The sequence below is a fragment of the Saccharothrix sp. CB00851 genome, from assembly GCF_001905065.1.
In the GTDB taxonomy this organism is placed as follows: Bacteria; Actinomycetota; Actinomycetes; order Mycobacteriales; family Pseudonocardiaceae; genus Actinosynnema.
The window spans coordinates 512,621-534,761 of the sequence record NZ_LWLC01000001.1 but is presented as its reverse complement, the minus strand read 5'-3'; the positions used below and the strand labels follow the sequence as shown (position 1 = coordinate 534,761).

Genomic DNA, 22,141 nt, shown 5'->3' with positions numbered 1-22,141 from the left:
GCCCGGTGAAACCCCCGGTGGCGACCACGCCGCCGGGGGTTTTCCGCGTCCGGGTTGTCCCACGATCGTGTTGACACCGGCTACTCACCGAGCCGGACCGATCACGCTCCACAACCATGTCGGGTGCGAATCGGAACCCACACATCGGAGAACACGCGCATGCGCATCCTCGGAAGGCTGGCCGTCGCGGCCGGCGCCACCGCCGTCATCTTGCTCGCCGCTCCGGCGGCCAACGCGACCACCTCCGCCATGGACAACGTCCCGCGCATCAGCCCGCTGGCCGCCGTACAGAAGGTCGTCGGCGGCTTGCTCGGCCAGGCGACCAGTGGTCTCACCGGCGGTCTGGGTGGCGGCGCGCTCGGTGGCCTCGGCGGCTGATCAGGCTTCGGGTCGGGCCCGTCCGAGGCCCGACCCCGGCCCGGTCGCTGCACCGATCAAGATCACACCCACCACCGGCGTGAGCCGGGCCCGTCCATCTGGCAGGCTGACGCCCATGGCTGTCGGAACCCTGGTGCTGCTCCGCCACGGCGAGAGCGTCTGGAACGCGGAGAACCTGTTCACCGGTTGGGTGGACGTCCCCCTCTCGGAGAAGGGTGTGAACGAGGCGAAGCGCGGCGGCGTGCTGCTGCGTGAAGCGGGCGTGCTGCCCGAGGTGGTGCACACGTCGCTGCTGCGGCGGGCCATCGGCACCGCCAACCTCGCGCTCGACGCGGCCGACCGGCACTGGATCCCGGTCCGCCGGGACTGGCGGCTCAACGAGCGCCACTACGGCGCGCTGCAGGGCAAGAACAAGAAGCAGACGCTGGAGGAGTTCGGCGAGGAGCAGTTCATGCTCTGGCGCCGTTCCTACGACACCCCGCCGCCGCCGATCGAGCCCGGCACGGAGTTCAGCCAGGACAGCGACCCCCGCTACGCCGACCTCGGCCCCGACCTGCCGCTCACCGAGTGCCTGCTGGACGTGGTCAAGCGGATGATCCCGTACTGGGAGTCCGCGATCGTGCCGGACCTGCGCAGGGGCAAGACCGTGCTCGTCGCCGCGCACGGCAACTCGCTGCGCGCCCTGGTCAAGCACCTCGACGGCATCTCGGACGAGGCGATCGCGGGCCTGAACATCCCCACCGGCATCCCGCTGCGCTACGACCTGGACGAGGAGCTCAAGCCGATCAAGCCGGGCGGCGAGTACCTCGACCCGGACGCGGCGGCCGACGCCATCAAGGCCGTGGCCAACCAGGGTAGGTAGTCAGACCAGGCCCAGCTCACGGGCCCGCGCACCGGCCTGGAACCGGGACGAGGCACCCAGGGCGGTCATCAGCTCCGCCACGCGACGGCGGTACGTGCGCAGGGACACACCCAGTGCGCGTGCCGCCGTCTCGTCCGTCCAGCCCCGGTTCAGCGCGTCCAGCACCCCGGGCACGAACTGCCGCAGCTCGGCCATGTCCGCCTCGTGCACGGCCAGCGCGCTGCCCGCCCGCCACGCCGCCTCGAACAGCGACGTGATCCCGTGCACCACCTCGGGCTGCGTGATCACGCTATAGCTGCGCGCGCCGCGCGACTCGTCGCCGGCCAGGATCACCACCCGGCCGTCCAGCACGATCGTCTCGTTCACGTCGTGCGCGCTGACCCGCACGTCCGCGCCGTGGTCGGCCATGTGCCGCGCGAGCTGGGCGTCGACCACATCGACACCAGCGACTTCTACGGCCCGTACGTGGTCAACGAGCTGATCAAGGCCGCGCTGCACCCCTACCCGGAGAACCTGACCATCGTCACCAAGGTCGGCTACCGGCGCACCTCGGACGGTGACTGGGTGGCCGCCCGGGAGCCGCAGCAGCTGCGTGACGCCGTGCACGACAACCTGCGCCGGCTGGGCCTGGAACGGCTGGACGTGGTCAACCTCCGCATCGGCGGCGAGACCGACCCGGAGTCGGTCGAGGAGCCGTTCACCGTGCTCGCCGAGCTGCGCGAGCAGGGCCTGATCCGCGACCTCGGCCTGAGCAACGTCCGCGAGCACCACCTGGACCAGGCGCTGCGGATCGCGCCGGTGGTGTGCGTGCAGAACCTCTACAACGTCACCGAGCGCCGTGACGACGGGATGCTCGACCGCACCACCGCCGAGGGCATCGCCTACGTGCCGTTCTTCCCGCTCGGCGGGTTCACGCCGCTGCGGCACGGCGTCCTCGGCGAGGTCGCCGCGCGGCACGGCGCGACCGACCGCCAGGTGGCCCTCGCGTGGCTGCTGCACCGCGCCCCGAACGTGCTCCTCATCCCCGGCACGTCCTCCACGCGTCACCTGGAGGAGAACCTGGCGTCCGCGGATCTGCACCTGTCCGAACACGACCTGGCTCAATTGGACACGATTGGGTGAACGGCGGTCGACTCCGGGGAGAACTTCGGACCCGGACGGTGTCGTAGGAGTCACGAACCAGGCGTGAGCTCTAGGCCGTACCCCGCCTGACCTGCTTACGATGCGCTTGTGACCGCAACGGGTTACCTCGTCCTGTCGATCGGCGCTCTGCTGATCGGCGGCACCGCGTTTCTCGTCGGACGGGCCACCGCGCGCGTCCGCGACACGCGCCCCCGTGGCCTCACCGTCGCCGAGCTCATGGCCAGGGTCGTCCACTCGTCCCCCGACGGCATCGCCGTGCTCAACGGTTTCGGTGACGTCGTGCTGCACAACGCCCGTGCCGAGGAGCTGGGCGTGGTGCGCAACAACCGGGTGGACGACCGGGCCAGACGGGCCGCCGAGATGGCCCGCCGCAACGGGGGCGTGGTGGCGGTGGACCTGTCGTCGCTGGAGGTCATCAAGGGCCGCCAGCCGCAGGCCGTGCACGCCACCGTCAAGGTGCTCACCGAGGGCTTCGTCGTGGTGGACGCCTCCGACGAGTCCGAGTCGGTGCGCCTGGAGGCGACCCGGCGCGACTTCGTGGCCAACGTCAGCCACGAGCTGAAGACACCGGTCGGCGCGCTCGCGCTGCTGGCCGAGGCGGTGCTGGACGCGGCGGACGACCAGGAGGAGGTCCGCCGGTTCAGCGCCAAGATCATGCAGGAGGCCACCCGGCTGGGCACGCTGGTCACCGAGCTGATCGCGCTGTCGCGGCTCCAGGGCGCGGAGAAGCTGCCGGAGCTGAGCCGGGTCGAGGTCGACGTGGTCGTCGACGAGGCGATGAGCCGCTCCAAGCTGGCCGCCGAGTCCGCCAACATCGAGATCACCACCGACGAGCCCAGCGGCCTCGAGGTCGAGGGCGACCGGACGCTGCTGGTCACCGCGTTGAGCAACCTGCTCGACAACGCGGTCGCGTACTCGCCGCCGGGCAGCCCGGTGTCGGTCAGCCGCAAGCTCGTTGACGGTTTCGTGGAGATCGCCGTCACCGACCGCGGCATCGGCATCGCCGAGGACCAGCAGACCCGCGTGTTCGAGCGCTTCTACCGGGTCGACAAGGCCCGTTCCCGCGCCACCGGCGGCACCGGGCTCGGCCTGGCCATCGTCAAGCACGTCGCCAACAACCACGGCGGCGAGGTGAAGCTGTGGAGCCTGCCGGGCACCGGCTCCACGTTCACGCTGCGCATCCCGGCCCATCCCGACCAGGACGAGCCGACCCAGGACCTGCCAACACAGGAGCTGGCGAGCCCCGTGCCGAGCGGCGCGGGCAGCAACCACGGAGGAGAGCTGTGACCAGGGTGCTCATCGTGGAGGACGAGGAGTCCTTCGCCGATCCGCTCGCCTTCCTGCTGCGCAAGGAGGGCTTCACCGCTGCGCTCGCGGCCACCGGCCAGGAGGCGCTGGAGGAGTTCGACCGCAACGGCGCCGACATCGTGCTGCTCGACCTCATGCTGCCCGGGATGAGCGGCACGGACGTGTGCAAGCAGCTGCGCGCGCGCTCCGCCGTGCCGGTGATCATGGTCACGGCGCGGGACAGCGAGATCGACAAGGTCGTCGGCCTGGAGCTGGGCGCGGACGACTACGTCACCAAGCCGTACTCGGCCCGCGAGCTGATCGCCCGGATCCGCGCGGTGCTGCGCCGCGGCGGCGAGTCCGAGGAGCTGCTGCCGCAGGTCCTGGAGGCGGGGTCGGTCCGGATGGACGTCGAGCGGCACGTGGTGACCGTCGACGGCACCGAGGTCAGCCTGCCGCTCAAGGAATTCGACCTTCTGGAGTACTTGCTGCGCAACGTGGGCCGGGTCTTGACCCGTGGCCAACTGATCGACCGGGTGTGGGGCGCGGACTACGTCGGTGACACCAAGACCCTGGACGTGCACGTCAAGCGGCTGCGGTCGAAGATCGAGCCCGACCCGTCGGCGCCGCGCCACCTGGTCACCGTGCGCGGACTGGGATACAAGTTCGAATCCTGATCATCCCGACCAGGTACGGTGCACCGCGTGCGCCTAGGGGTGCTTGATGTCGGGTCCAACACCGTCCACCTCTTGGTGGTGGACGCTCATCGTGGTGCCCACCCGACGCCGATGAGCTCGGAGAAGTCCGTGCTGCGCCTCGCGGAGCAGCTGGACGGCTCCGGGCTGCTCGGGCGTGCGGGCGCCGACCAGCTGGTGCGCACCGTCGCCGCGTCCAAGGCGGCGGCGGAGCGGCTGGGCTGCGAGGACCTGATGGCGTTCGCCACGTCCGCGGTGCGCGAGGCGGGCAACTCGGCCGAGGTGCTGGACCGGGTGCGCGCCGAGACCGGGGTCGACCTGCAGGTGCTGACCGGCGAGGACGAGGCGCGGTACACGTTCCTCGCGGTGCGCCGCTGGTACGGCTGGTCGGCGGGCAGGCTGCTGTGCCTGGACATCGGCGGCGGGTCGCTGGAGCTGGCCGTCGGCGTGGACGAGGAGCCGGAGGAGGCGTTCTCGGTGCCGTTGGGCGCGGGCAGGCTGACCCGGACCCGGTTCCGCCACGACCCGCCGACCCGGGCCGAGGTGCGCGAGACCACCGAGTGGCTGGCCGAGCAGCTGGCGCCGGTGGCGAAGAAGATCCGCCGGGTGGGTGTCCCCGACCGCGTGGTGGCGACCTCGAAGACGTTCCGCACGCTGGCCAGGCTGACCGGCGCGGCGCCGTCGTCGGCCGGTCCGCGGGCGCGGCGCGTGCTCACCGACGCGGGCCTGCGGCAGCTCATCGCGTTCATCTCCCGGATGTCCGCGGCCGACCTGGCCGAGCTCGAAGGGGTGAGCACCAGCCGCGCCCACCAGCTCGTGGCGGGTGCCCTGGTGGCGGAGGCCACGATGCGAGCCCTGTCACTGGACGAGCTGGAGATTTGCCCCTGGGCGCTGCGGGAAGGTGTCATCCTGCGTCGGCTGGACCACACTAATGGTTCGGACCTGGACACCCCGCCGGACCGCACCCGCCGGACGGGTGACACTGGACGGACTGGCCGCCACGGGGCACGGTGGAGTTGATGAGTCGAGAGAGCGAGTCGGAGCAGACCCAGCGCACCGTCGCGGAGTTGCTCGCCCAGTACGGCGGGGGCTCCGGCGAGGTGACGCCGCGTCGGCGACGGCGCCGGGCCGAAGAGTCCTCGGACACCGCTCCGCAGGCCATCATCGACCGGGTCAACTCCGACAGCGGCAGGCTGCGCGCCCTGCGGGACGAGCCCGAGCCGCCCGCCGCGCCCCCACCCGCGCCGTTGCCCCAGCGGAAACGTCCGGTCGAGGCCGAGCGCACGGCCTACCAGCCACCTCCGCCGCCGGTGTCCCGGCTAGAGCCGCCGGTCTCGCGGCTCGAACCACCCGTGTCCCGGTTGGAGCCGCCGAAGAAGGCCGAAACGGGGCGCAGACGCGCGCCCGAGGTGGACCCGGCCGAGGAGACCAGGGTCGTGCCGCCGATCGTGGCCGACTACCAGGGCGAGCCGTCCCGGTCCACCCTGCCGAAACCGCCGGTCAAGCCCGAGCCGTCGCGCTCGAACCTGGTGCGTCCCGGGCCGCCTCCCGGCGCGCCGCCGGTGGTGAAGCCGCCGGTGGCGAGCCCGCCCGCTCGCGAGCCGGTGACCGAGGTGATGCCGCGCATCGCCGACAAGCTCACGCCGAACGTGCCGCTGGAGTCGCTGCCGACCGAATCGGTGCTGATCGTGCCGCCCGCGCCGCCGAGGCTGCCGCAACCGCTGCCCGACCAGACCGCCGAGGACTGGTTCGGCGACGACGAGCCGGAAGAGGTCGTCGAGCAGGAGAGCACCGCGTTCCACCCGTACGTCGACCTGGACGAGGAAGACGACGACTACCCGAGCCGGGGCTTCCAGCGCCGCGAGCCGGACGACGACGGGCCCGCCGGGCTGGCCGACCTGGACGACTCCGAGGACGAGCGCCCCGCCGACCGCTCGGCCGGCAAGGAGTGGCTGCTCATGATCGGGCAGCTCGCGGCGGGCGTGATCGGTGGCGCGGCGCTGTGGCTCGGCTTCAACTTCCTGTGGCGCACGGCCGCGCCCGCGGCGCTGGTGGTGGCCCTGGCGGTGACCGTCGGCCTGGTGATGATGGTCCGCAAGATCCGCCGGGCCGACGACCTGCAGACCACCGTGCTGGCCGTGCTGGTCGGACTGATCGTGACGGTGTCGCCCGCGGCGATGCTGCTGGTGAACTCTTGATCCCGGTCGGCCTGTCCACCGCGGCCGTGTGGCCGCAGCCCGCGGGTGCCGCGTTCGAGGCGGCGGCCGAGCTGGGATACGACGGCGTCGAGGTCATGGTGTGGGCCGACCCCGTGAGCCAGGACGTGAAGGCGGTCGAACGGCTGTCCAAGCGGTATGCGGTGCCGGTGCTCGCGGTGCACGCGCCGTGCCTGCTGATCAGCCAGCGGGTGTGGTCGCCCGACCCGGTCGAGCGGCTGCGGCGCAGCGTCCAGGCGGCTTCCGACCTGGGTGCGCGCACGGTCGTGCTGCACCCGCCGTTCGTGTGGCAGCGGCGGTACGCGGACGGGTTCGCCGACCTGGTCGCGTCGCTGGAGGACGCCAGCGGCGTGGCGATCGCGGTGGAGAACATGTTCCCGGTGCGGCGTCCGCTGGGGCGGGGGCGATCGGTGCAGGTCACGGCGTTCCGGCCGTCGATCGACCCGACCGACGTGGGCCACCGGAACTACACGCTGGACCTGTCGCACGCCTCCGCCGCGCACCAGGACACGATGGAGCTGGCCAAGCGCATGGGCGACGGGCTGACCCACGTGCACCTGGCCGACGGTTCCGGGCTGCCCAAGGACGAGCACCTGGTGCCCGGCCGCGGCACCCAGCCGTGCGGCGAGCTGCTGTCCCACCTGACCCGCACGGACTTCACCGGCCAGGTCGTGCTGGAGGTCAACACCCGCCGCGCCCGCACCCCCGCCGAACGCGCCGAGCTGCTCTCCGAATCGCTCCTCTTCGCCCGCCTGCACCTCTGAACCGCGAGAGTCCAACGCTCAGCACGCGCGTGTCCTACGTTCAGCGCACGCGTGTCCTACGTTCAGAACACCCGAATTCAACGCTCAGGTCGACGGCGGGCCAACTCGCAGCGGCTTCGCCGCCGGTCAGCGGCTAGGGTCTTGATCGTGAACCCGTTGCGCACGTTGATCCTCGCCGCCGCGGGCAACGACGCGGTGCGCCGGGTCGTCGCGACCGCACCCGTCAGCCGTGACGTGGTGCGCCGGTTCGTGGCGGGCGAGACCACCGCCGACGCGATCGACGCCGCCGGCCGGCTGATCGGCGACGGCCTCCGCGTCACCCTCGACCACCTGGGCGAGAACACCACCGACCGGGCCACCGCCGAACGCACCGTGCGCGCGTACCTGGAGCTGCTCGACCGGCTGCACGACGTCGGCCTCGCCGCGGACGCCGAGGTCAGCGTGAAGCTGTCCGCCGTCGGCCTCGGCCTGGGCGAGACGCTCGCGCTGGACAACGCCTCCCGCGTCTGCGCGGCGGCCGAGCAGGCGGGCACCACGGTCACGCTCGACATGGAGGACCACACCACCACCGACGCGACCCTGCGCGTGCTCGCCGAACTGCGCCGCCACTGGCCGTCGGTGGGCGCCGTGCTCCAGGCGTACCTGCGCCGCACCCTCGACGACGTGCGGGAACTCGCCGACACGCGCGTCCGGCTGTGCAAGGGCGCCTACGCCGAACCGCCGTCGGTGGCCCACGTCGACCCGCACGAGGTCGACCTCAACTACGTGCGCTGCGCCAACGTCCTGCTGGCCGGCTCCGGTTACCCGATGTTCGCCACCCACGACCCGCAGCTGGTCGAGATCGTCTCCGAACGCGCCCGCTGGTACGGCAGGTCGGTCGAGGACTTCGAGTTCCAGATGCTCTACGGCGTCCGGACCGGCGAACAGCGGCACCTCGCGGCGGAAGGGCACGTCGTGCGCGTCTACGTGCCGTTCGGCGGCCAGTGGTACGGGTACCTGATGCGCCGGCTCGCCGAACGACCGGCCAACGTCGCGTTCTTCCTGCGTTCGCTGGTCAGCCGCTCGTGAGGAGCCTCGTGTCCTTCTCGGTAGCCAGTGCGGTCCGCCCCCTGGGCGACGGCACGTACACCGCGTCCCTGCCCGCCGAGTGGACGATCGGTCCCAAGCCGCACGGCGGGTTCCTGCTGGCCCTGGTCGCACGGGCGGCGGTGGACAGCGCGCGGTCGGCCGTGCCCGGTGCCGACGACCTGGCGCCGCTGGCGGTGAGCACGCAGTTCCTGCGCGCGCCCGAGGTGGGACCGGTGCTGGTGCGGACCGAGGTGCGCAAGGCGGGTCGGACGGCGACCGTGGTGGCCACGAAGCTGGAGCAGCGGGGGCGCAGCTGCGTGGAGTCGGTGGTGACGGTCGGGCGGATGCCCATCGCCGCGCCGGACTACGCGGACCTGCCCGACATGCCCGCCGCGCCGCCCGCGGACGCGATCGACCTGGCGTCCATGGGCTCCGGCGGTGTGTACAAGCTCGGCGCGGTGTGCGACGTGCGGCTGGACCAGGAAGGCGCCGGCTTCCTCACCGGGCGGGTGGGCGACCCGCTGGTGCTGCGGCTGTGGGCCCGTCCGCTGGGCGAGCGGCCGGACCCGTACTTCGCGCTGATCGCCGGGGACGTCTCGATGCCGGTGACGTTCAACCTGGGCCGGTTCGGGTGGTCGCCGACGGTGCAGCTGACGGCGTTGCTGCGGGCGAACCCGGCACCGGGGTGGCTGCGCGTGCGGGTGTCGTGCAGCGCGGTGCACGGGCAGTGGTTCGACGAGGACGCCGTGGTGATCGACTCGGCGGGGCGGCTGGTGTGCCAGGCGCGGCAGCTGGCGCTGACACCGGCCACCTGACCCGGGGACCTGCGGTATTGCCGTTGCGCCACCGTGGCACGCTTGGCGCATGACGACCATCGCCGTGTTGGGTGCCGGCAAGATCGGTGAAGCGCTGCTGTCGGGGCTGTTGCAGGGCGGGCGCAAGGCCGACGAGCTGCTGTTCACCGAGAAGCACCCGGAACGGGCCGCCGCGCTGACCGAGCGGTACGGGGTGGAGGGCCTGGACGTGCCCGGCGCCGCCCAGCGGGCCGACGTCCTCGTGGTCGCGGTCAAGCCGCAGGACATCGAACCGCTGCTGGACGAGCTGGCGCCCGTGCTCAAGCCCGGCACGCTCGTGGTGTCGCTGTGCGCGGGCCTGCCGACGTCCCTGTACGAGCGCAGGCTGCCCGACAACACCCCCGTGGTCCGGGTCATGCCGAACACCCCGATGCTCGTCGGCGAGGCGATGAGCGCCATCTCGGCGGGCAAGTACGCCACCGACGAGCACCTGAACCTGGTCGAGGAGCTGCTCACCACGGTCGGCAAGGTGGCCCGCGTCCCGGAGAACCAGCAGGACGCCGTCACCGCGCTGTCCGGCTCCGGCCCGGCGTACTTCTTCTACCTGGTCGAGGCCATGATCGACGCGGGCATCCTGCTCGGCATCCCGCGCGACCTGGCCAGCAGCTTGATCATCCAGTCGGCGGTCGGCGCGGCCACCATGCTCAGCGAGGGCGGGCAGCACCCGACGATCCTGCGCGAGGCCGTCACGTCGCCCGCCGGCACCACCATCATGGCCATCCGCGAGCTGGAGCGGCACGGCGTGCGCGCGGCGATGCTGGCGGCCCTGGAAGCGGCACGCGACCGTTCGGTGGAACTGGGACGCGCCCACGAGGCGGACTGATACCGCCATTGGCCGTCGCACCAGTCCCACCCGTCCCGTTACCCTCAAGGCAGCACGTGCGTGTCGAACCGTCGGTGGGGAAGCCGACGGCACGACGCGTGTCGAAGGACGCGGTGATCCATGCCTGCGGAGGAGAAGTCGCTCGGTCAAGTCAGATTCATGACGGTCGCCGAGGTCGCGCTGATGATGCGCGTGTCGAAGATGACGGTGTACCGCCTGGTCCACTCCGGTGAGCTGACGGCGGTGCGCGTGGGCAAGTCGTTCAGGGTGCCGGAGAAGGCGGTGCACGAGTACCTGCGCAACGCCTACTTCGACGCCGGGTGAGAGCGCGCGCGGGCAGCCGGGTAAACTCATAGGCCGTTCGTGCCTGGTGTCGGCGCGCCCACTTGACGGGTGTCTCCACCGGCGCGTGGAGACCACCAACGTCTAGTAGTGAAGGAACCCGCATGGGCTCGGTCATCAAGAAGCGCCGCAAGCGCATGTCGAAGAAGAAGCACCGCAAGCTGCTGCGCAAGACGCGGGTCCAGCGCAGGAAGCGCGGCAAGTAGCCCCTGCGGGTTCCAGTGCCGTGACCGGCAGCCTTTGCCCCGTGTTCCGCCGGTCAGACGGGTGGATCGTGGTGCCGGCCCCACGTCCTCATCCTGGTCGGATGGGGGCGTGGGGCCGGTGCCGCGAGGCGCCCTGCTGAGCGCCGGAAGACGCGGTGAAGGTTGCCGGTCGCGGCACTGGCACCGCCAGTCCCCGACCCTCGGTCGCGGGACTGGCGGTGTCTTCGTTGCAGCCCGGGTGGGCCGTCCCGCCATCCGGGTGATTCACCGGTAAAGCCTCGGTGACCTGCGTCAAGACGGCGTTCCACGGCCGATCCCACTGCGGGATCCCGGATAGCATCGTCGGGTCGCACCACCCGCACAGGGAGTCGCATGGCGCCCAAGGTCGTTCTCGTCACCGGCTGCAGCCGTTACCTCGGCGGTCACCTCGCCGCGCGCTTCGCGGCGAACCCGGACATCGACCGCGTGCTCGGCGTGGACACCGAACCGCCGTCACGGGACCTGCTGCGCCGCATGGGTCGCGCCGAGTTCGTGCGCGCCGACATCCGCAACCCCCTCATCGCGAAGGTCATCTCCACCGCGCACGTCGACACGGTCGTGCACGCGTCGGTGACGGCGAACCCGGCCGGCCCGTCCGGGCGGACCGTGATGAAGGAGATGAACGTCATCGGCACGATGCAGCTGCTGGCCGCGTGCCAGAAGTCGCCGCACGTGCGCAAGCTCGTGGTCAAGTCGACCAGCGCGGTCTACGGGTCGAGCTCCCGCGACCCGGCCGTGTTCACCGAGGACATGGGGCCGAAGGACCTGCCGTCCAGCGGGTACGCCAAGGACGCGGTCGAGGTCGAGGGGTACGTGCGCGGGTTCGCGCGCCGCAGGCCGGACGTGGACGTGACCGCGCTGCGGTTCACCAACTTCATCGGCCCGCGCATCGACACGGTCCTGACCAGGTACTTCGCCCTGCCCGTCGTGCCGACGGTGATGGGCTACGACGCCAGGGTGCAGTTGCTGCACTCGGAGGACGCGTTGGCGGTGCTGGAACGCGCGGCGCTGCACGACCTGCCCGGTGTCTACAACGTGGGCGGCGACGGGGTGCTGATGCTGTCGCAGGCCATCCGCCGGGCCGGCCGGATCAGCCTGCCCGTGCCGAGCGCGGCGGTGCCGACGATGGGCCGGTTCTTCCGGGGCGCGCGGCTGGTGGACTTCTCCCCGGACCAGATGAGGTTCCTGAACTGGGGCCGGGTGGTGGACACGACCCTGCTGAAGGAGGAGTTCGGCTTCACGCCGAGGTGGACCACCCAGCAGGCGTTCGACGACTACGTGAGCGGGCGCGCGCTGCGTCCGCTCATCGACCCGGGTCTGGTGGCGTCCGTCGAGCGCGGTGTGCTCGACCTGGCCGCCAGGCTCCGCTAGCGGGTTCCGATCGAGGGCGAGGAGGTGGACACGTGGAAGAGGCACGGGTGATCCCGCTGCACGGTGCCGACCGGGAGGCCGCTCGGCGACGGCGCGGCACGGCCGGTGCCCTCGGGCCGGTTCCCGTGCCCGAGCCGGCCGTGGCGGAGGCCCCGGAAGAGGCACCGGAGGCCCAGGACGCGGTCGAGCCGGAGGGCTGGGAGCAGCGCTTGGCGGAACTGCTGGCGTTCGCCCGCAGGCGCCTGCGGGGCGACTACGAGGTGGACGAGTTCGGCTTCGACCCGGACCTGACCGACCACGTCCTGATGCCACCGCTCAAGCCGCTGTACGAGAAGTGGTTCCGGGTCGAGACGATCGGCCTGCACAACGTGCCCGGCGAGGGCGGCGCGCTGATCGTCGCCAACCACTCCGGCACCCTGCCGCTGGACGCGACGATGACCGCGATGGCGGTCCGGTCCGAGCACCCGAAACGCCGCCACCTGCGGATGCTGGGTGCGGACCTGGTGTTCAAGACCCCGGTGCTCGGCGCGTTGGCGCGCAAGTCGGGGCAGACGCTGGCGTGCAACCCGGACGCGGAACGGCTGCTCAGGTCCGGTGAGCTGGTCGGCGTGTGGCCGGAGGGCTTCAAGGGCATCGGCAAGCCGTTCAAGGACCGGTACAAGCTGCAGCGGTTCGGTCGGGGCGGGTTCGTGTCGGCGGCGCTGAACACCGGCGTGCCGATCATCCCCTGCTCGATCGTGGGTGCCGAGGAGATCTACCCGAAGATCGGCGACATCAAGGCACTGGCCAGGCTGTTCGGCTTCCCCTACTTCCCGGTGACGCCGTTCTTCCCGTTCCTGGGCCCGCTCGGCGCCATCCCGCTGCCGTCGAAGTGGTACATCGAGTTCGGCGAACCGATCCGGACCGATGGCTACGGCGAGCACGCGGCGGACGACCCGATGCTGGTGTTCAACCTGACCGACCAGGTGCGGGAGACCATCCAGCAGACCCTGTACCGGCTGCTCACCCAGCGGCGGAACGTGTTCCTGGGCTGACTTCGGGGCTTCGCGTGGCGAAGCCCGCTCGGCTCATCGTCCGAGCGGACTCCGCTCCCTTCCTCCGGATCAGATGCGTGCGGCCGCCGCGCGAAGTGCCGGAATCCTCGCGCTGAGCATCCAGTACAACTTCTCCGCCGCGTCGGGGGTCAGAGCCACCGTCGCCACGCGGCCGAAGCTGACTTCGTAGTCGCCGTCCTCGGTGATGGACTCCTTGAACTCCGCCTCGGACAGGATCCGGATGTACGACGACTGCTCGACCGCGTCCGCGGGCTGCGAAACCATGGGTGGACAACTCTCCTTCTGCTGATCAGTGCCGGTCCTGCGCGAAGGCACCTGGTGACGTCTTCAGCTCGTCAGGGGAGAAGTTCCGGTAGACGCCCCGGTCAGGACCGGTCGTGAGCCGCGCCGAGATCGTCCCGCCGAGTTCCCGGACAAGCCGTTCATCGAAAACGGAGACGACGATCTCCTGCACTTCGCCGTACAGCCGGACGTACCTCAGTTCGCCTACACGAGGCAATTTGCTCTCCACCTCGACCTCACTCCCGTCGAGCCTCTGGTTGGGACCGGGTCGGGGTGGCTGGGGCAGTCACCCCGACCCGGTCGTCGCACCGGCGCGGAACCCTGGGCCTGCCTTCGCACCGGTGAGAGGTGGAACCCGTCGGGTCCGGTGGAAGGTTCATGGGCGGCCGTGCCAGCGCTGAAAGAGTATCCTGTGGAAGGTTCATTCGCACGGCACCGCATGGGTGAAAGCTGTCGAACGCCTGAGTCGGCGCACCGTGCGGGAGCAGACGGCCGGGGTCGTAGGGTGGGGATCATGCAGGGCACTACCAGGGGTAAGCGGAAGCTCGCGCGCCACGTCAAACCGTGGTTCGAGGCGAGCCCGCTCACGATCGAGCAGACCGCGGAGGTGGCGCGGTGCTCGCGGCAGACGGTGTCCCGGTTGCTGGCCGGTACGCATCGCGGGCGGTGGGGCAACGTGCTCGCCATGCTGACCGCTTGGGGCGCGCCCGCGGAGGTGATCCGTGACGCCCAAGCCTTCTGGGACGTCGCCGACGTCGACGTGTCCTCGCTCGGGCACATCGAGGGGTTGCAGCCGGTCTACCGGCAGTTCCGTGTGGACGAAGTGGATGCCGAGTGCGAAGAAACGCTGGACGGCTACGTGCTTCCGGGGTTGCTGCAACGGCCACGCTATTCGGCCGCGATGGTCGAGGCTCAACACCGCCTGACACCTGGCGAAGGGTGGATGGAGCGGACGTTGGCTGAGCGCGCCGAGCGTCAAAGGCTGCTGACGCGTGCTAATCCGTTGACGCTGCGGGCGCTGATCGATGAGGCTGTGATCCGGCGTGTGGTGGGCGGGCGCGATGTCATGGTGGATCAACTGGACGCGCTGGTGGATGCGGCTTCGGCCGACAACGTGTCGCTCCGCGTGATCCCGTTCTCCGTGGGCGGCTACGGCGGTGAAGGCATGTCGATCCAGATCTTGCGGTTCGCCGATCCGGACGAGCCCGCCACCGGGTACGCGGATGCCCTGCCCGTTGGCCTGAAGATGCTCGACGACGTGGACGCGCTGGCGGTCATCTGGGCCGATGCCGCCGGCGTAGCGCTGTCGGAGTCCGATTCCGTAGCGCTCATCCGAGAGGTAAGGGACGCACTGACATGACTGAGAACCAGGGTTGGCGCAAGAGCAGCCGCAGCCCGTCGAACACCAACTGTGTGGAGTTGCGGGTCTCGATCACGGGGACCGCTGTGCGGGACAGCAAGAACACGGACGGGCCGACGCTGGCCTTTTCGCCGAACGCGTTCGGGTCGTTCCTCGCGACTGTCAAGCGCGGCTGACGATTCGCGGGGCGAGGTAGCCGCATCGACTCGGGTGCCTCGCCCCGTGCTCAGGGCTGATCAGCGGTCGCGGCGTCGGTAGGCCAGGGTGGCCGCTACGGCGCCGGCCAGCGCCCCCGCGCCCAGCACCGACGGCACGCCGATCTTCGCCGCCTTCCGCCCGGTGCGGAAGTCGCGGATCTCCCAGCCGCGCTTGCGCGCCGTCTCGCGCAGACCGGAATCCGGGTTCACCGCGACCGCCGTGCCGACGACCGACAGCATCGGCACGTCGTTCACCGAGTCCGAGTAGGCCGTGCAGCGCCGCAGGTCCAGGCCTTCCTTCGCGGCCAACGCCCGGACCGCGTGCGCCTTCGCCCGGCCGTGCAGCAGGTCGCCGACCAGCCGACCGGTGTAGATGCCGTCCTCGCTCTCCGACACGGTGCCCAGCGCACCGGTCAGGCCGAGCCTCCGCGCGATGATCTGCGCCAGTTCCACCGGAGTCGCGGTGACCAGCCACACCCGCTGGCCGGCGTCCAGGTGCATCTGCGCCAGTGCCTGCGTGCCCGCCCAGATCCGGTCGGCCATCAGCTCGTCGTAGATCTCCTCGCCGAGCGACACCAGTTCCGCCACGGACCGCCCGGCCACGAACGACAGTGCCTGCTCCCGCGACGCCGCGACGCTCTGCGGGTCCTCCCGGCCACCGACCCGGAACTTGAGCTGCTGCCAGGCGAAACCGGCCAGGTCGGAGTTCTTGAAGTACTTGCGCGCGGCGAGCCCGCGGGCGAAGTGGAAGATCGACGCACCCATCATCATGGTGTTGTCGACGTCGAAGAAGGCGGCGGCGGTGAGGTCGGTGGGCGCGCTCCCGGACGGCGCGATCGTGAGCGCGGCCTCGGCCGAGGCCGCCCCGGCCAGCGCGGCACGCCGCTCCCGTTCCGCCGAGCCCTCCACCACACGCCTTTTCACCACGTCAGCGCCTCCCGCGGTCCGATGGGGACAGGGTAGCGATCAGCCGCCGAGGCCGGGCAGCGGCAGCGACGGGAGCGTCAACGTGGGCAGCGGCAGCAGCGGGCCGCCGGGTGTCGTGGTGGTCGGCGGGACCGTGGTCGACGGCTTGCCGCTGCCCGGCACACCGCTCGGCGTACCGGTGCCGGTCGCACCGGGCGCCTCGCCGGACGTGGTGGGCGCGACGGCGGTCGTGGACGGCGGCACGGACGGCATTCCCGGCGGCGACGTGCCGGGGTCGACGGGTGCCACCGCGCAGTCGTCCTCGGCGGGCAGCGGGCCGACCTGGTCGACCTGCCCGGACGTCACGGACCCGCAGTCGGCCCTGGCGCGCAGCGCGGACGCGCGTTCGGCGATCCGGGCGAGCAGGTCCAGCGACGTGCCCGCCCGGTCGGCGGCCTCGGGCGGCAGGGACACGCGCAGCTCGGTCAGCCGGGTCGTCTGCGCCTCGGCCCAGTCGCGCAGCTCCTCCAGGGCGCGCTGGTCCGAGTTCGAGCCGAGGGCGGCCAGCACGCGGGAACCGGCCTCCGCGTCGGCGTCGAAGTCGGTCAACGCGGTCAGGTAGCCACCGAGGGGCCCGCCGCCGGACTCCCGGTACCGGTCGACCATCGTCTCGATCTCGGCGACGCGCGCGGCGGCGAACTCCAGCCGCTTGTAGCCCTTCGACTCCTCGTCGAAGGTCAGGCCGAGCGAGGCGGACTCGGCGGTGCGCTTGACGCCGTACAGCGCGTCGCCCGGCAACGCGTCCCGGCTGAGCAGCAGGCTCATCCCGGCCAGCGAGAACAACAGGCACAGCGCCGCGGCGAGGGCCACCACTAATCGGCCGCGCGCCCCGGTGCGGCGCTCCCGCACCGGCTGGTCGAGCTTCGTGGGCGGTGCCGGTGCGGCGCCGAGGACCCTGGCCCGCATCCGCGCCTTGGCTTCCTCGTCGGGTCCCGCCGTGACTGCGGCTTTCCGCAGCAGGGCGACCACGGCCAACTCGTCGGCGAACTCGTCGCCCTCGACTTCCGGCTCCGACCCGGGACGCGCGTCGACCGCACGAGCGAACTGCTCGCGCTGCCTGTGACGCCACAGCGGCGTGATCTTTCTGCCTGCCATCCCGCTCGGCCAACCATCCCGCACTGTCCAGTCGATCCTGCCCCGAACAACGAACCGGGAGGTTCCGGGGTTACGCGAGCGACGAGTGGTGCGACGGTGATCACCGCAACCAGGTCGGCAGCAGCTGGGCCAACCGGCGCACCGCTCGGTGCTGCAGGGCCTTGATCGCGCCCTCGTTGCGGCCCATCCTCGCGGCCGTCTCGGCCACGGACAACCCCTGGATGAAGCGCAGGGTGATGCATTCCCGCTGGTCGTCACCTAGTTGGGCGACACAGCGGAGCAGTTCGGCGTTCGTCGCGTCGGTCAGCACTTCCTGCTCGGGACCGTCGGTGACCTCGCGGTTGTCCGCCAGCTCGGCCGTCGTGACCTCCAGCCGGTAGCGGCTGGACTTCACGTGGTCGAACACGATGTTTCGCGCGATCGTGACGAACCAGGCGCCGACGTCGCGGCCCTGGTAGCTGATGGACCCGATGCTGCGCAGCGCGCGGAGGAACGTCTCGCTGGTGACGTCCTCGGCCAGCGTGCGGTCGCTCACCCGGAAGAGCACGTACCGGTAGACCACGTCGACGTACCGGTCGTACAGCGCGCCGAACGCGTCCGTGTCGCCGCCCTGAGCGGCGCGGACCAGGTTCCACGGCTCATCGGCCGCGTTGCTCTCCACGCTCTCGATCGTGCTGGACTGCCCTCCCGCGCTCCACCTCGACCGGAACGTCCGGATGGTTCGGACGGAGTTCTCGCGTGCCCGTGCGGTCATCGGCTCGCGGCACCTCCACAGAGTCGCCGTGCCGGCAGCATACGTGTTGTTACTCCGTAGTAGGTAGCGGCAACTGGTGTCGAGTCTGAGACCCGGACGGAGGCACTGCGTGACGCCGCCCGCGCGTGACAGACTGCGCAGAGGTCCGCTGTGGTTCACCAGGAGGTCACGTTGACCGCTCCCGCAAGCAACATCGCCGACCTGGTTCGCGCCTCCGCGCACCGTGGACCCAAGCACGTCGCGCTGGTGGATGTCACGACCTCCGGCGAAGCCCGGAACAGCTGCACCTGGGCCGAGCTCGACGCCGCCGTGGACGGCGAGGCGCACCGGCTGGCCGCGGCGGGCGTGGCACCCGGTGACCGGGTCGTCGTGCGGCTGCCCACCGGCCCGGAGTTCTGCGTCGCCGTGTTCGGGGTGCTGCGCGCGGGTGGCGTGCTGGTGCCCGCCGGACCGGGCCAGCCGAGGCTCGAGCTGGAGCGCCTGGTCGCCGACAGCGGCGCGAAGCTGCTCATCGGCGACTCCGGAGGGGTGAACGTCGACGTGCTGCCCCCGCCGACCATGGCGCCGGGCGAGGAGTTCACCGCCATCGGCTCGGGCGAGGACCTGGCCGTGCTCGGCTACACCTCCGGCACGTCCGGCTCGCCGCGTGGCGCGATGCTGTCGCACCGGGCGCTGCTGGCCAACGTCGAGCAGTGCGCGTCCCTGCGCCCCGCCCCGGTGACGGCGGGCGACCGGGTGCTGCTCGCGCTGCCGCTGTTCCACGTCTACGGCCTCGGCCCCGGGCTGCTGCAGGTGGCGGGTGCGGGCGCGACGGCCGTGCTGCTGGAGCGGTTCGACCCGGACCAGGCGTTGGCCGCGATCCGCGAGCACCGGGTGACCACGCTGGTCGGCGTGCCGCCGATGTACGCGGCGATCCTGGCCCAGCCCGTCGAACGGCTCCGCGCGGACCTCGCCACGGTCCGCCTGTTCACCTCCGGCGCCGCGCCACTGGCGCCCGGCCTGCTGGACGCCATGCGCGACGCGACCGGCCTGCCCGTCTACGAGGGCTACGGGCTGACCGAGACCGGCCCCGTGCTGACCACGACCCTGGCCGGCGGGGCGCCCAAGGCCGGTTCGGTCGGGCGCGCGCTGCCCGGCGTGCAGGTCCGGCTGGTCGACACCGACGGCAGGCCGCTGGACCAGGACGAGGACGAGCCGGGCACCGGCCTGGTCGCGGCCAAGGGCGACAACCTGTTCAGCGGCTACTGGCCGGACGGCGCGCACGGCCCGGACGCCGAGGGCTGGTTCCGCACCGGTGACGTCGGCTACCTGGACGCCGACGGCGACCTGCACCTGGTCGACCGGGCGGGCGACCTGATCATCGTCAACGGGTTCAACGTCTACCCGCACGAGGTCGAGCAGGTGCTGGCCGAGCTGGACGGCGTGGCGGAGGCGGCGGCGGTCGGCGTGCCGGACGAGCGGACCGGCGAGTCGGTGAAGGTCGTCGTGGTGCCCGCCGAGGGCGCCGAGCTGACCGAGGACGCGGTGCTGGACCACTGCGCCGGGCGGCTGGCGAAGTTCAAGGTCCCGACCGTGGTCGAGTTCGCCACCGCGCTCCCGCACTCGCCGACCGGCAAGCTCGCGCGGGCCCGGCTGCGCCTACCCCTAGCCTGAACACCGTGAGCCACCACGTCACCTTGATGAGCCGGGTCGACTGCCACGCCTGTGAGCAGGCCAAAGCCGACTTGGAACGGATCTGCGGCGAGCTGGGCGTGCCGTGGGACGTGCAGGACGTCGACGACGACCGCGAGCTGCGCGCCGAGTACGGCGACCGGGTGCCGGTGATCCTGGTCGACGGCGAGGAGCACGGCTACTGGGCGGTGGAGGAGGACCGCCTGCGCGCCGCCCTGCGCTGACGATTACCGGCCGCTTACGGAATCGGCCACGAGGGGCGCCGCGGGTGTCGAATTGACCCATGACACGCCTGACCGCCGCCCTCGTGGGACTCCTCGGCGTGGCCGCCGCCCTCGCGGCCGGGCACCTCGTCGCGGGCGTGGTCGGGCCGTCGGCGTCACCGTTCGTGGCTGTGGGCAACACCGCGATCGACCTGGCGCCGAGCTCGCTGAAGGACTTCGCGGTCCGCGCGTTCGGCACCCACGACAAGCTCGTGCTGCTGCTCGGCATGGCCGCCGTCCTGCTGGGCGTGGCCGTCGCCGCGGGCCTGCTGTCCCGCCGCACGCCGCTGCCCGGCACGGTGCCGGCCGTCGTCCTGGGCCTCGTCGGCGTCGCCGCCGTGCTGTACCGGCCCGACCTGGGCCAACTCGGCGTCCTCGCCCCGATCGCGGCCCTGGTCACCGGCGTCGCCGTCTTCCGGTGGCTGCACGCCGCGACCACCAACCCCACCGAGCCCGCGGCCGGCCGCCGCGCGTTCCTGATCACCTCGGCCGCCACGGGTCTCGCCGCCCTGGTCGGCCAGTTCGCGGGCGGCCGGGTGGACGTCGAGGCGTCACGACGTGCCGTCGGCGAGCTCAAGCCCGCCTCGCCCGCACCGCCGATCCCGCCGGGCGCGGACTTCGCCGCCGAGGGCACGCCCACCTTCATCACGCCGAACGCGGACTTCTACCGGATCGACACGGCGCTGAGCGTGCCGCGCGTCCGCGCCGAGGACTGGGAGCTGCGGGTGCACGGCCTGGTCGACCGCGAGCTCGTCCTCCGCTACGACGACCTGCGCCGCCGTGACCTGGTCGAACGCACGGTCACCATGGTCTGCGTCTCGAACGAGGTCGGCGGCCCCTACATCTCCACCGCCAACTTCGTCGGCGTGCCGCTGCGCGACGTCCTGCTGGAAGCCGGCGTCCGGGACGGCGCCGACCAGCTGTTCTCCACCAGCGCAGACGGCTGGACGGCCGGTTCGCCGGTCGACGTCGTCCTGGAACCCGACCGCGGCGCCCTCATCGCGCTCGGCATGAACGGCGAGCCGCTGCCGCTGGAGCACGGGTTCCCGGCCCGCCTGGTCGTGCCCGGCCTGTACGGGTACGTCTCGGCCACGAAGTCGGTGGTCGACCTGGAGCTGACCACGTTCGAGGCGAAGCGCGGCTACTGGATCGACCGCGCGTGGGCGCGGGAGGCGCCGGTCAAGGTGATGTCCCGGATCGACCGCCCGGAACGCGGGTCCACGGTCTCCGGCCGGGTCGTCGCCACCGGCGTGGCCTGGGCCCAGCCCATCGGCATCGGCCGGGTGGAGGTCCGGGCCGACAACGGCCCGTGGCGGACCGCGACCCTGGGCGCCGAGGTGAACGGTTCGGCGTGGCGCATGTGGCGGGTCGAGCTCGACCTGCCGGCCGGAGGTCACACCATCGAGGTACGTGCCACGGACCGGGCCGGGTTCACCCAGCCGCAGGCCCGCGTCGCACCCCTGCCGGACGGGGCGACGGGCTGGCACAGCGTCTTCTTCACCGTGGGATAGATCACCCGAACAGGTGCTGGTGCGGAATTCACCCCACGGGGGCGCAGGGGGTCCGCGGTCCGGTCGCCAACTTTGTGCAAGCGTTCACAAGCGGTACGGTGGTCGCATCACTCCGCTGGTGGCGGTACCCGGCGGGTCAGTGCGACGGATGTCGAGGAGTTCCAGCGTGGCGGCTCAGCGGGGCGAGGGTGACGGTGTCGTGACCCGCCCAGGGGAGACCGGTACCGAAGCGCCCGCCGACGTCCGGGAGCGGGCACGCGCGATCCCCGAGGCGGCGGTGGCGCGGCTCGCGGTCTACCTCCGCGTCCTCTCGGGCATGGTCGAGCAGGGCGTGACGACCATCTCCAGCGAGGAACTGGCGGGTGCGGCCGGGGTCAACTCGGCGAAGCTCCGCAAGGACCTGTCCTACATCGGCTCGTACGGCACGCGTGGCGTCGGCTACGACGTCGAGGTGCTCGTCAGCCACATCGAGCGCATCCTCGGCCTCACCCGCAAGCACTCGGTGGCGGTCGTCGGGATCGGTAATCTTGGTCACGCGCTGGCCAATTACGGCGGCTTTCCCAGCCGGGGATTCCCGGTCGCCGCGCTGTTCGACATCGACCCCGACCTCACGGGAGTGCCGGTAGGCGGCATACCGGTCAACCACATCGACGACATCACGACCGTCTGCGCGGAACGCGAGGTCTCGATCGGGGTCATCGCGACACCCCCACAGGCAGCTCAGGCCGTCTGCGACCGTTTGGTATCCGCCGGAGTCCAGTGCATCCTGAACTTCGCACCCGTCGTGCTCCAAGTGCCGGACTACGTCGAAGTGCGCAAGGTCGACCTGGCGGTCGAAATGCAGATCCTGTCGTTCCACGTCGCGCGACGGGCTGACGAGGCCGCCGGTGACGTGGTCAACGGCATCGGTGTGGACGGGGTGGTGATTCGCCCGTGATC

27 protein-coding genes are annotated in these 22,141 nt (G+C 71.5%); 21 read left to right on the top strand and 6 right to left on the bottom strand.

Annotated elements, in window-relative coordinates; all coding sequences use genetic code 11:
- The first annotated feature begins 159 nt into the window (after positions 1-159).
- Entirely contained in the window at positions 160-378 is a 219-nt protein-coding gene (locus tag A6A25_RS02605; protein WP_073886052.1) for a hypothetical protein, read from the top strand.
- Positions 379-493: 115 nt separating this feature from the next.
- Entirely contained in the window at positions 494-1,240 is a 747-nt protein-coding gene (locus A6A25_RS02600; RefSeq protein ID WP_073886051.1) for a phosphoglyceromutase, read from the top strand.
- Here the strand turns inward: A6A25_RS02600 and A6A25_RS02595 are convergent, their stop codons facing one another.
- A complete protein-coding gene (locus A6A25_RS02595; RefSeq protein ID WP_083667829.1) occupies positions 1,241-1,528 on the bottom strand; it encodes a helix-turn-helix domain-containing protein in 288 nt (95 codons plus the stop codon). It abuts the gene before it with no gap.
- Here A6A25_RS02595 and A6A25_RS02590 point away from each other — a divergent pair.
- The 13 genes from A6A25_RS02590 (at position 1,517) to A6A25_RS02530 (ending at position 13,082) form a co-directional block, all read left to right on the top strand.
- The gene (locus A6A25_RS02590) at positions 1,517-2,362 is read left to right on the top strand and encodes an oxidoreductase (RefSeq protein WP_083667899.1); all 846 of its coding nucleotides are present in this window, start codon (positions 1,517-1,519) and stop codon (positions 2,360-2,362) included. The genes A6A25_RS02595 and A6A25_RS02590 overlap by 12 nt on opposite strands.
- Before the next feature lie 108 nt (positions 2,363-2,470).
- Positions 2,471-3,670 carry a sensor histidine kinase gene (locus tag A6A25_RS02585; RefSeq protein WP_073886050.1) on the top strand — a complete coding sequence of 400 codons (1,200 nt, stop codon included), beginning with the start codon at positions 2,471-2,473 and terminating at the stop codon, positions 3,668-3,670.
- A complete protein-coding gene (locus A6A25_RS02580; RefSeq protein WP_073886049.1) occupies positions 3,667-4,347 on the top strand; it encodes a response regulator transcription factor in 681 nt (226 codons plus the stop codon). The genes A6A25_RS02585 and A6A25_RS02580 overlap by 4 nt, the downstream gene beginning before the upstream one ends.
- 27 nt (positions 4,348-4,374) lie before the next feature.
- On the top strand, positions 4,375-5,385 hold the full coding sequence (locus A6A25_RS02575; RefSeq protein ID WP_073886379.1) for a Ppx/GppA phosphatase family protein: 1,011 nt from the start codon (positions 4,375-4,377) through the stop codon (positions 5,383-5,385).
- Positions 5,385-6,563: a hypothetical protein gene (locus tag A6A25_RS02570; protein ID WP_073886048.1), complete on the top strand. Its 1,179-nt coding sequence runs from the start codon at positions 5,385-5,387 to the stop codon at positions 6,561-6,563. The genes A6A25_RS02575 and A6A25_RS02570 overlap by 1 nt, the downstream gene beginning before the upstream one ends.
- The gene (locus A6A25_RS02565) at positions 6,560-7,345 is read left to right on the top strand and encodes a sugar phosphate isomerase/epimerase family protein (protein WP_073886047.1); all 786 of its coding nucleotides are present in this window, start codon (positions 6,560-6,562) and stop codon (positions 7,343-7,345) included. The genes A6A25_RS02570 and A6A25_RS02565 overlap by 4 nt, the downstream gene beginning before the upstream one ends.
- 147 nt (positions 7,346-7,492) lie before the next feature.
- The gene (locus tag A6A25_RS02560; RefSeq protein WP_073886378.1) at positions 7,493-8,413 is read left to right on the top strand and encodes a proline dehydrogenase family protein; all 921 of its coding nucleotides are present in this window, start codon (positions 7,493-7,495) and stop codon (positions 8,411-8,413) included.
- An 8-nt stretch (positions 8,414-8,421) separates the two neighbouring features.
- On the top strand, positions 8,422-9,228 hold the full coding sequence (locus A6A25_RS02555) for a thioesterase family protein (RefSeq protein WP_083667827.1): 807 nt from the start codon (positions 8,422-8,424) through the stop codon (positions 9,226-9,228).
- Positions 9,229-9,277: 49 nt separating this feature from the next.
- Positions 9,278-10,090 (top strand): pyrroline-5-carboxylate reductase, encoded by an 813-nt coding sequence (proC, locus tag A6A25_RS02550; protein WP_073886045.1) that lies wholly within the window; start codon positions 9,278-9,280, stop codon positions 10,088-10,090.
- Positions 10,091-10,210: 120 nt separating this feature from the next.
- Positions 10,211-10,414, top strand: a complete 204-nt coding sequence (locus A6A25_RS02545; RefSeq protein WP_053722699.1) for a helix-turn-helix domain-containing protein — start codon at positions 10,211-10,213, stop codon at positions 10,412-10,414.
- A gap of 122 nt (positions 10,415-10,536) precedes the next feature.
- On the top strand, positions 10,537-10,638 hold the full coding sequence (locus A6A25_RS02540; protein WP_015105422.1) for a 30S ribosomal protein bS22: 102 nt from the start codon (positions 10,537-10,539) through the stop codon (positions 10,636-10,638).
- A gap of 372 nt (positions 10,639-11,010) precedes the next feature.
- The gene (locus A6A25_RS02535; RefSeq protein WP_073886044.1) at positions 11,011-12,048 is read left to right on the top strand and encodes an NAD-dependent epimerase/dehydratase family protein; all 1,038 of its coding nucleotides are present in this window, start codon (positions 11,011-11,013) and stop codon (positions 12,046-12,048) included.
- A gap of 32 nt (positions 12,049-12,080) precedes the next feature.
- The gene (locus A6A25_RS02530) at positions 12,081-13,082 is read left to right on the top strand and encodes a lysophospholipid acyltransferase family protein (protein WP_073886043.1); all 1,002 of its coding nucleotides are present in this window, start codon (positions 12,081-12,083) and stop codon (positions 13,080-13,082) included.
- A gap of 69 nt (positions 13,083-13,151) precedes the next feature.
- Here the strand turns inward: A6A25_RS02530 and A6A25_RS02525 are convergent, their stop codons facing one another.
- Positions 13,152-13,367, bottom strand: a complete 216-nt coding sequence (locus A6A25_RS02525) for a hypothetical protein (protein ID WP_073886042.1) — start codon at positions 13,365-13,367, stop codon at positions 13,152-13,154.
- Positions 13,368-13,392: 25 nt separating this feature from the next.
- Positions 13,393-13,602 (bottom strand): hypothetical protein, encoded by a 210-nt coding sequence (locus tag A6A25_RS02520; protein WP_143192919.1) that lies wholly within the window; start codon positions 13,600-13,602, stop codon positions 13,393-13,395.
- 297 nt (positions 13,603-13,899) lie between these two features.
- Here A6A25_RS02520 and A6A25_RS02515 point away from each other — a divergent pair, with 297 nt between their 5' ends.
- Complete coding sequence (locus A6A25_RS02515) at positions 13,900-14,745, top strand: DUF5753 domain-containing protein (protein WP_143192918.1); 846 nt, start codon at positions 13,900-13,902, stop codon at positions 14,743-14,745.
- Positions 14,742-14,921 carry a DUF397 domain-containing protein gene (locus A6A25_RS02510; protein ID WP_073886039.1) on the top strand — a complete coding sequence of 60 codons (180 nt, stop codon included), beginning with the start codon at positions 14,742-14,744 and terminating at the stop codon, positions 14,919-14,921. The genes A6A25_RS02515 and A6A25_RS02510 overlap by 4 nt, the downstream gene beginning before the upstream one ends.
- A 60-nt stretch (positions 14,922-14,981) precedes the next feature.
- Here the strand turns inward: A6A25_RS02510 and A6A25_RS02505 are convergent, their stop codons facing one another.
- From A6A25_RS02505 to A6A25_RS02495, 3 genes are all read right to left on the bottom strand, one after another.
- Complete coding sequence (locus tag A6A25_RS02505) at positions 14,982-15,869, bottom strand: HAD family hydrolase (RefSeq protein WP_073886038.1); 888 nt, start codon at positions 15,867-15,869, stop codon at positions 14,982-14,984.
- A 39-nt stretch (positions 15,870-15,908) separates the two neighbouring features.
- Entirely contained in the window at positions 15,909-17,003 is a 1,095-nt protein-coding gene (locus A6A25_RS02500; protein ID WP_073886037.1) for a DUF5667 domain-containing protein, read from the bottom strand.
- A 100-nt stretch (positions 17,004-17,103) separates the two neighbouring features.
- A complete protein-coding gene (locus tag A6A25_RS02495; protein ID WP_083667825.1) occupies positions 17,104-17,757 on the bottom strand; it encodes a sigma-70 family RNA polymerase sigma factor in 654 nt (217 codons plus the stop codon).
- Positions 17,758-17,928: 171 nt separating this feature from the next.
- Here A6A25_RS02495 and A6A25_RS02490 point away from each other — a divergent pair, with 171 nt between their 5' ends.
- The 4 genes from A6A25_RS02490 to A6A25_RS02475 all read left to right on the top strand — a co-directional run bounded on the left by A6A25_RS02490 (position 17,929) and on the right by A6A25_RS02475 (position 22,139).
- The gene (locus A6A25_RS02490) at positions 17,929-19,410 is read left to right on the top strand and encodes an AMP-binding protein (RefSeq protein WP_073886376.1); all 1,482 of its coding nucleotides are present in this window, start codon (positions 17,929-17,931) and stop codon (positions 19,408-19,410) included.
- 5 nt (positions 19,411-19,415) lie between these two features.
- The gene (locus A6A25_RS02485) at positions 19,416-19,652 is read left to right on the top strand and encodes a glutaredoxin family protein (RefSeq protein WP_198932553.1); all 237 of its coding nucleotides are present in this window, start codon (positions 19,416-19,418) and stop codon (positions 19,650-19,652) included.
- 59 nt (positions 19,653-19,711) lie between these two features.
- Positions 19,712-21,202 carry a molybdopterin-dependent oxidoreductase gene (locus A6A25_RS02480; RefSeq protein ID WP_073886035.1) on the top strand — a complete coding sequence of 497 codons (1,491 nt, stop codon included), beginning with the start codon at positions 19,712-19,714 and terminating at the stop codon, positions 21,200-21,202.
- A 166-nt stretch (positions 21,203-21,368) separates the two neighbouring features.
- Complete coding sequence (locus A6A25_RS02475; protein ID WP_141980186.1) at positions 21,369-22,139, top strand: redox-sensing transcriptional repressor Rex; 771 nt, start codon at positions 21,369-21,371, stop codon at positions 22,137-22,139.
- Positions 22,140-22,141: the final 2 nt, after the last annotated feature.

Bases quoted from the DNA above. Each gene is read 5' to 3' on its own strand.
- A6A25_RS02605 (WP_073886052.1), top strand. From the start codon at position 160: ATGCGCATCCTCGGAAGGCTGGCCGTCGCGGCCGGCGCCACCGCCGTC.
- A6A25_RS02600 (WP_073886051.1), top strand. From the start codon at position 494: ATGGCTGTCGGAACCCTGGTGCTGCTCCGCCACGGCGAGAGCGTCTGG.
- A6A25_RS02570 (WP_073886048.1), top strand. From the start codon at position 5,385: ATGAGTCGAGAGAGCGAGTCGGAGCAGACCCAGCGCACCGTCGCGGAG.
- proC (WP_073886045.1), top strand. From the start codon at position 9,278: ATGACGACCATCGCCGTGTTGGGTGCCGGCAAGATCGGTGAAGCGCTG.
- A6A25_RS02545 (WP_053722699.1), top strand. From the start codon at position 10,211: ATGCCTGCGGAGGAGAAGTCGCTCGGTCAAGTCAGATTCATGACGGTC.
- A6A25_RS02540 (WP_015105422.1), top strand. From the start codon at position 10,537: ATGGGCTCGGTCATCAAGAAGCGCCGCAAGCGCATGTCGAAGAAGAAG.
- A6A25_RS02535 (WP_073886044.1), top strand. From the start codon at position 11,011: ATGGCGCCCAAGGTCGTTCTCGTCACCGGCTGCAGCCGTTACCTCGGC.
- A6A25_RS02525 (WP_073886042.1), bottom strand. From the start codon at position 13,367: ATGGTTTCGCAGCCCGCGGACGCGGTCGAGCAGTCGTCGTACATCCGG.
- A6A25_RS02515 (WP_143192918.1), top strand. From the start codon at position 13,900: ATGCAGGGCACTACCAGGGGTAAGCGGAAGCTCGCGCGCCACGTCAAA.
- A6A25_RS02510 (WP_073886039.1), top strand. From the start codon at position 14,742: ATGACTGAGAACCAGGGTTGGCGCAAGAGCAGCCGCAGCCCGTCGAAC.
- A6A25_RS02500 (WP_073886037.1), bottom strand. From the start codon at position 17,003: ATGGCAGGCAGAAAGATCACGCCGCTGTGGCGTCACAGGCAGCGCGAG.
- A6A25_RS02495 (WP_083667825.1), bottom strand. From the start codon at position 17,757: ATGACCGCACGGGCACGCGAGAACTCCGTCCGAACCATCCGGACGTTC.
- A6A25_RS02480 (WP_073886035.1), top strand. From the start codon at position 19,712: ATGACACGCCTGACCGCCGCCCTCGTGGGACTCCTCGGCGTGGCCGCC.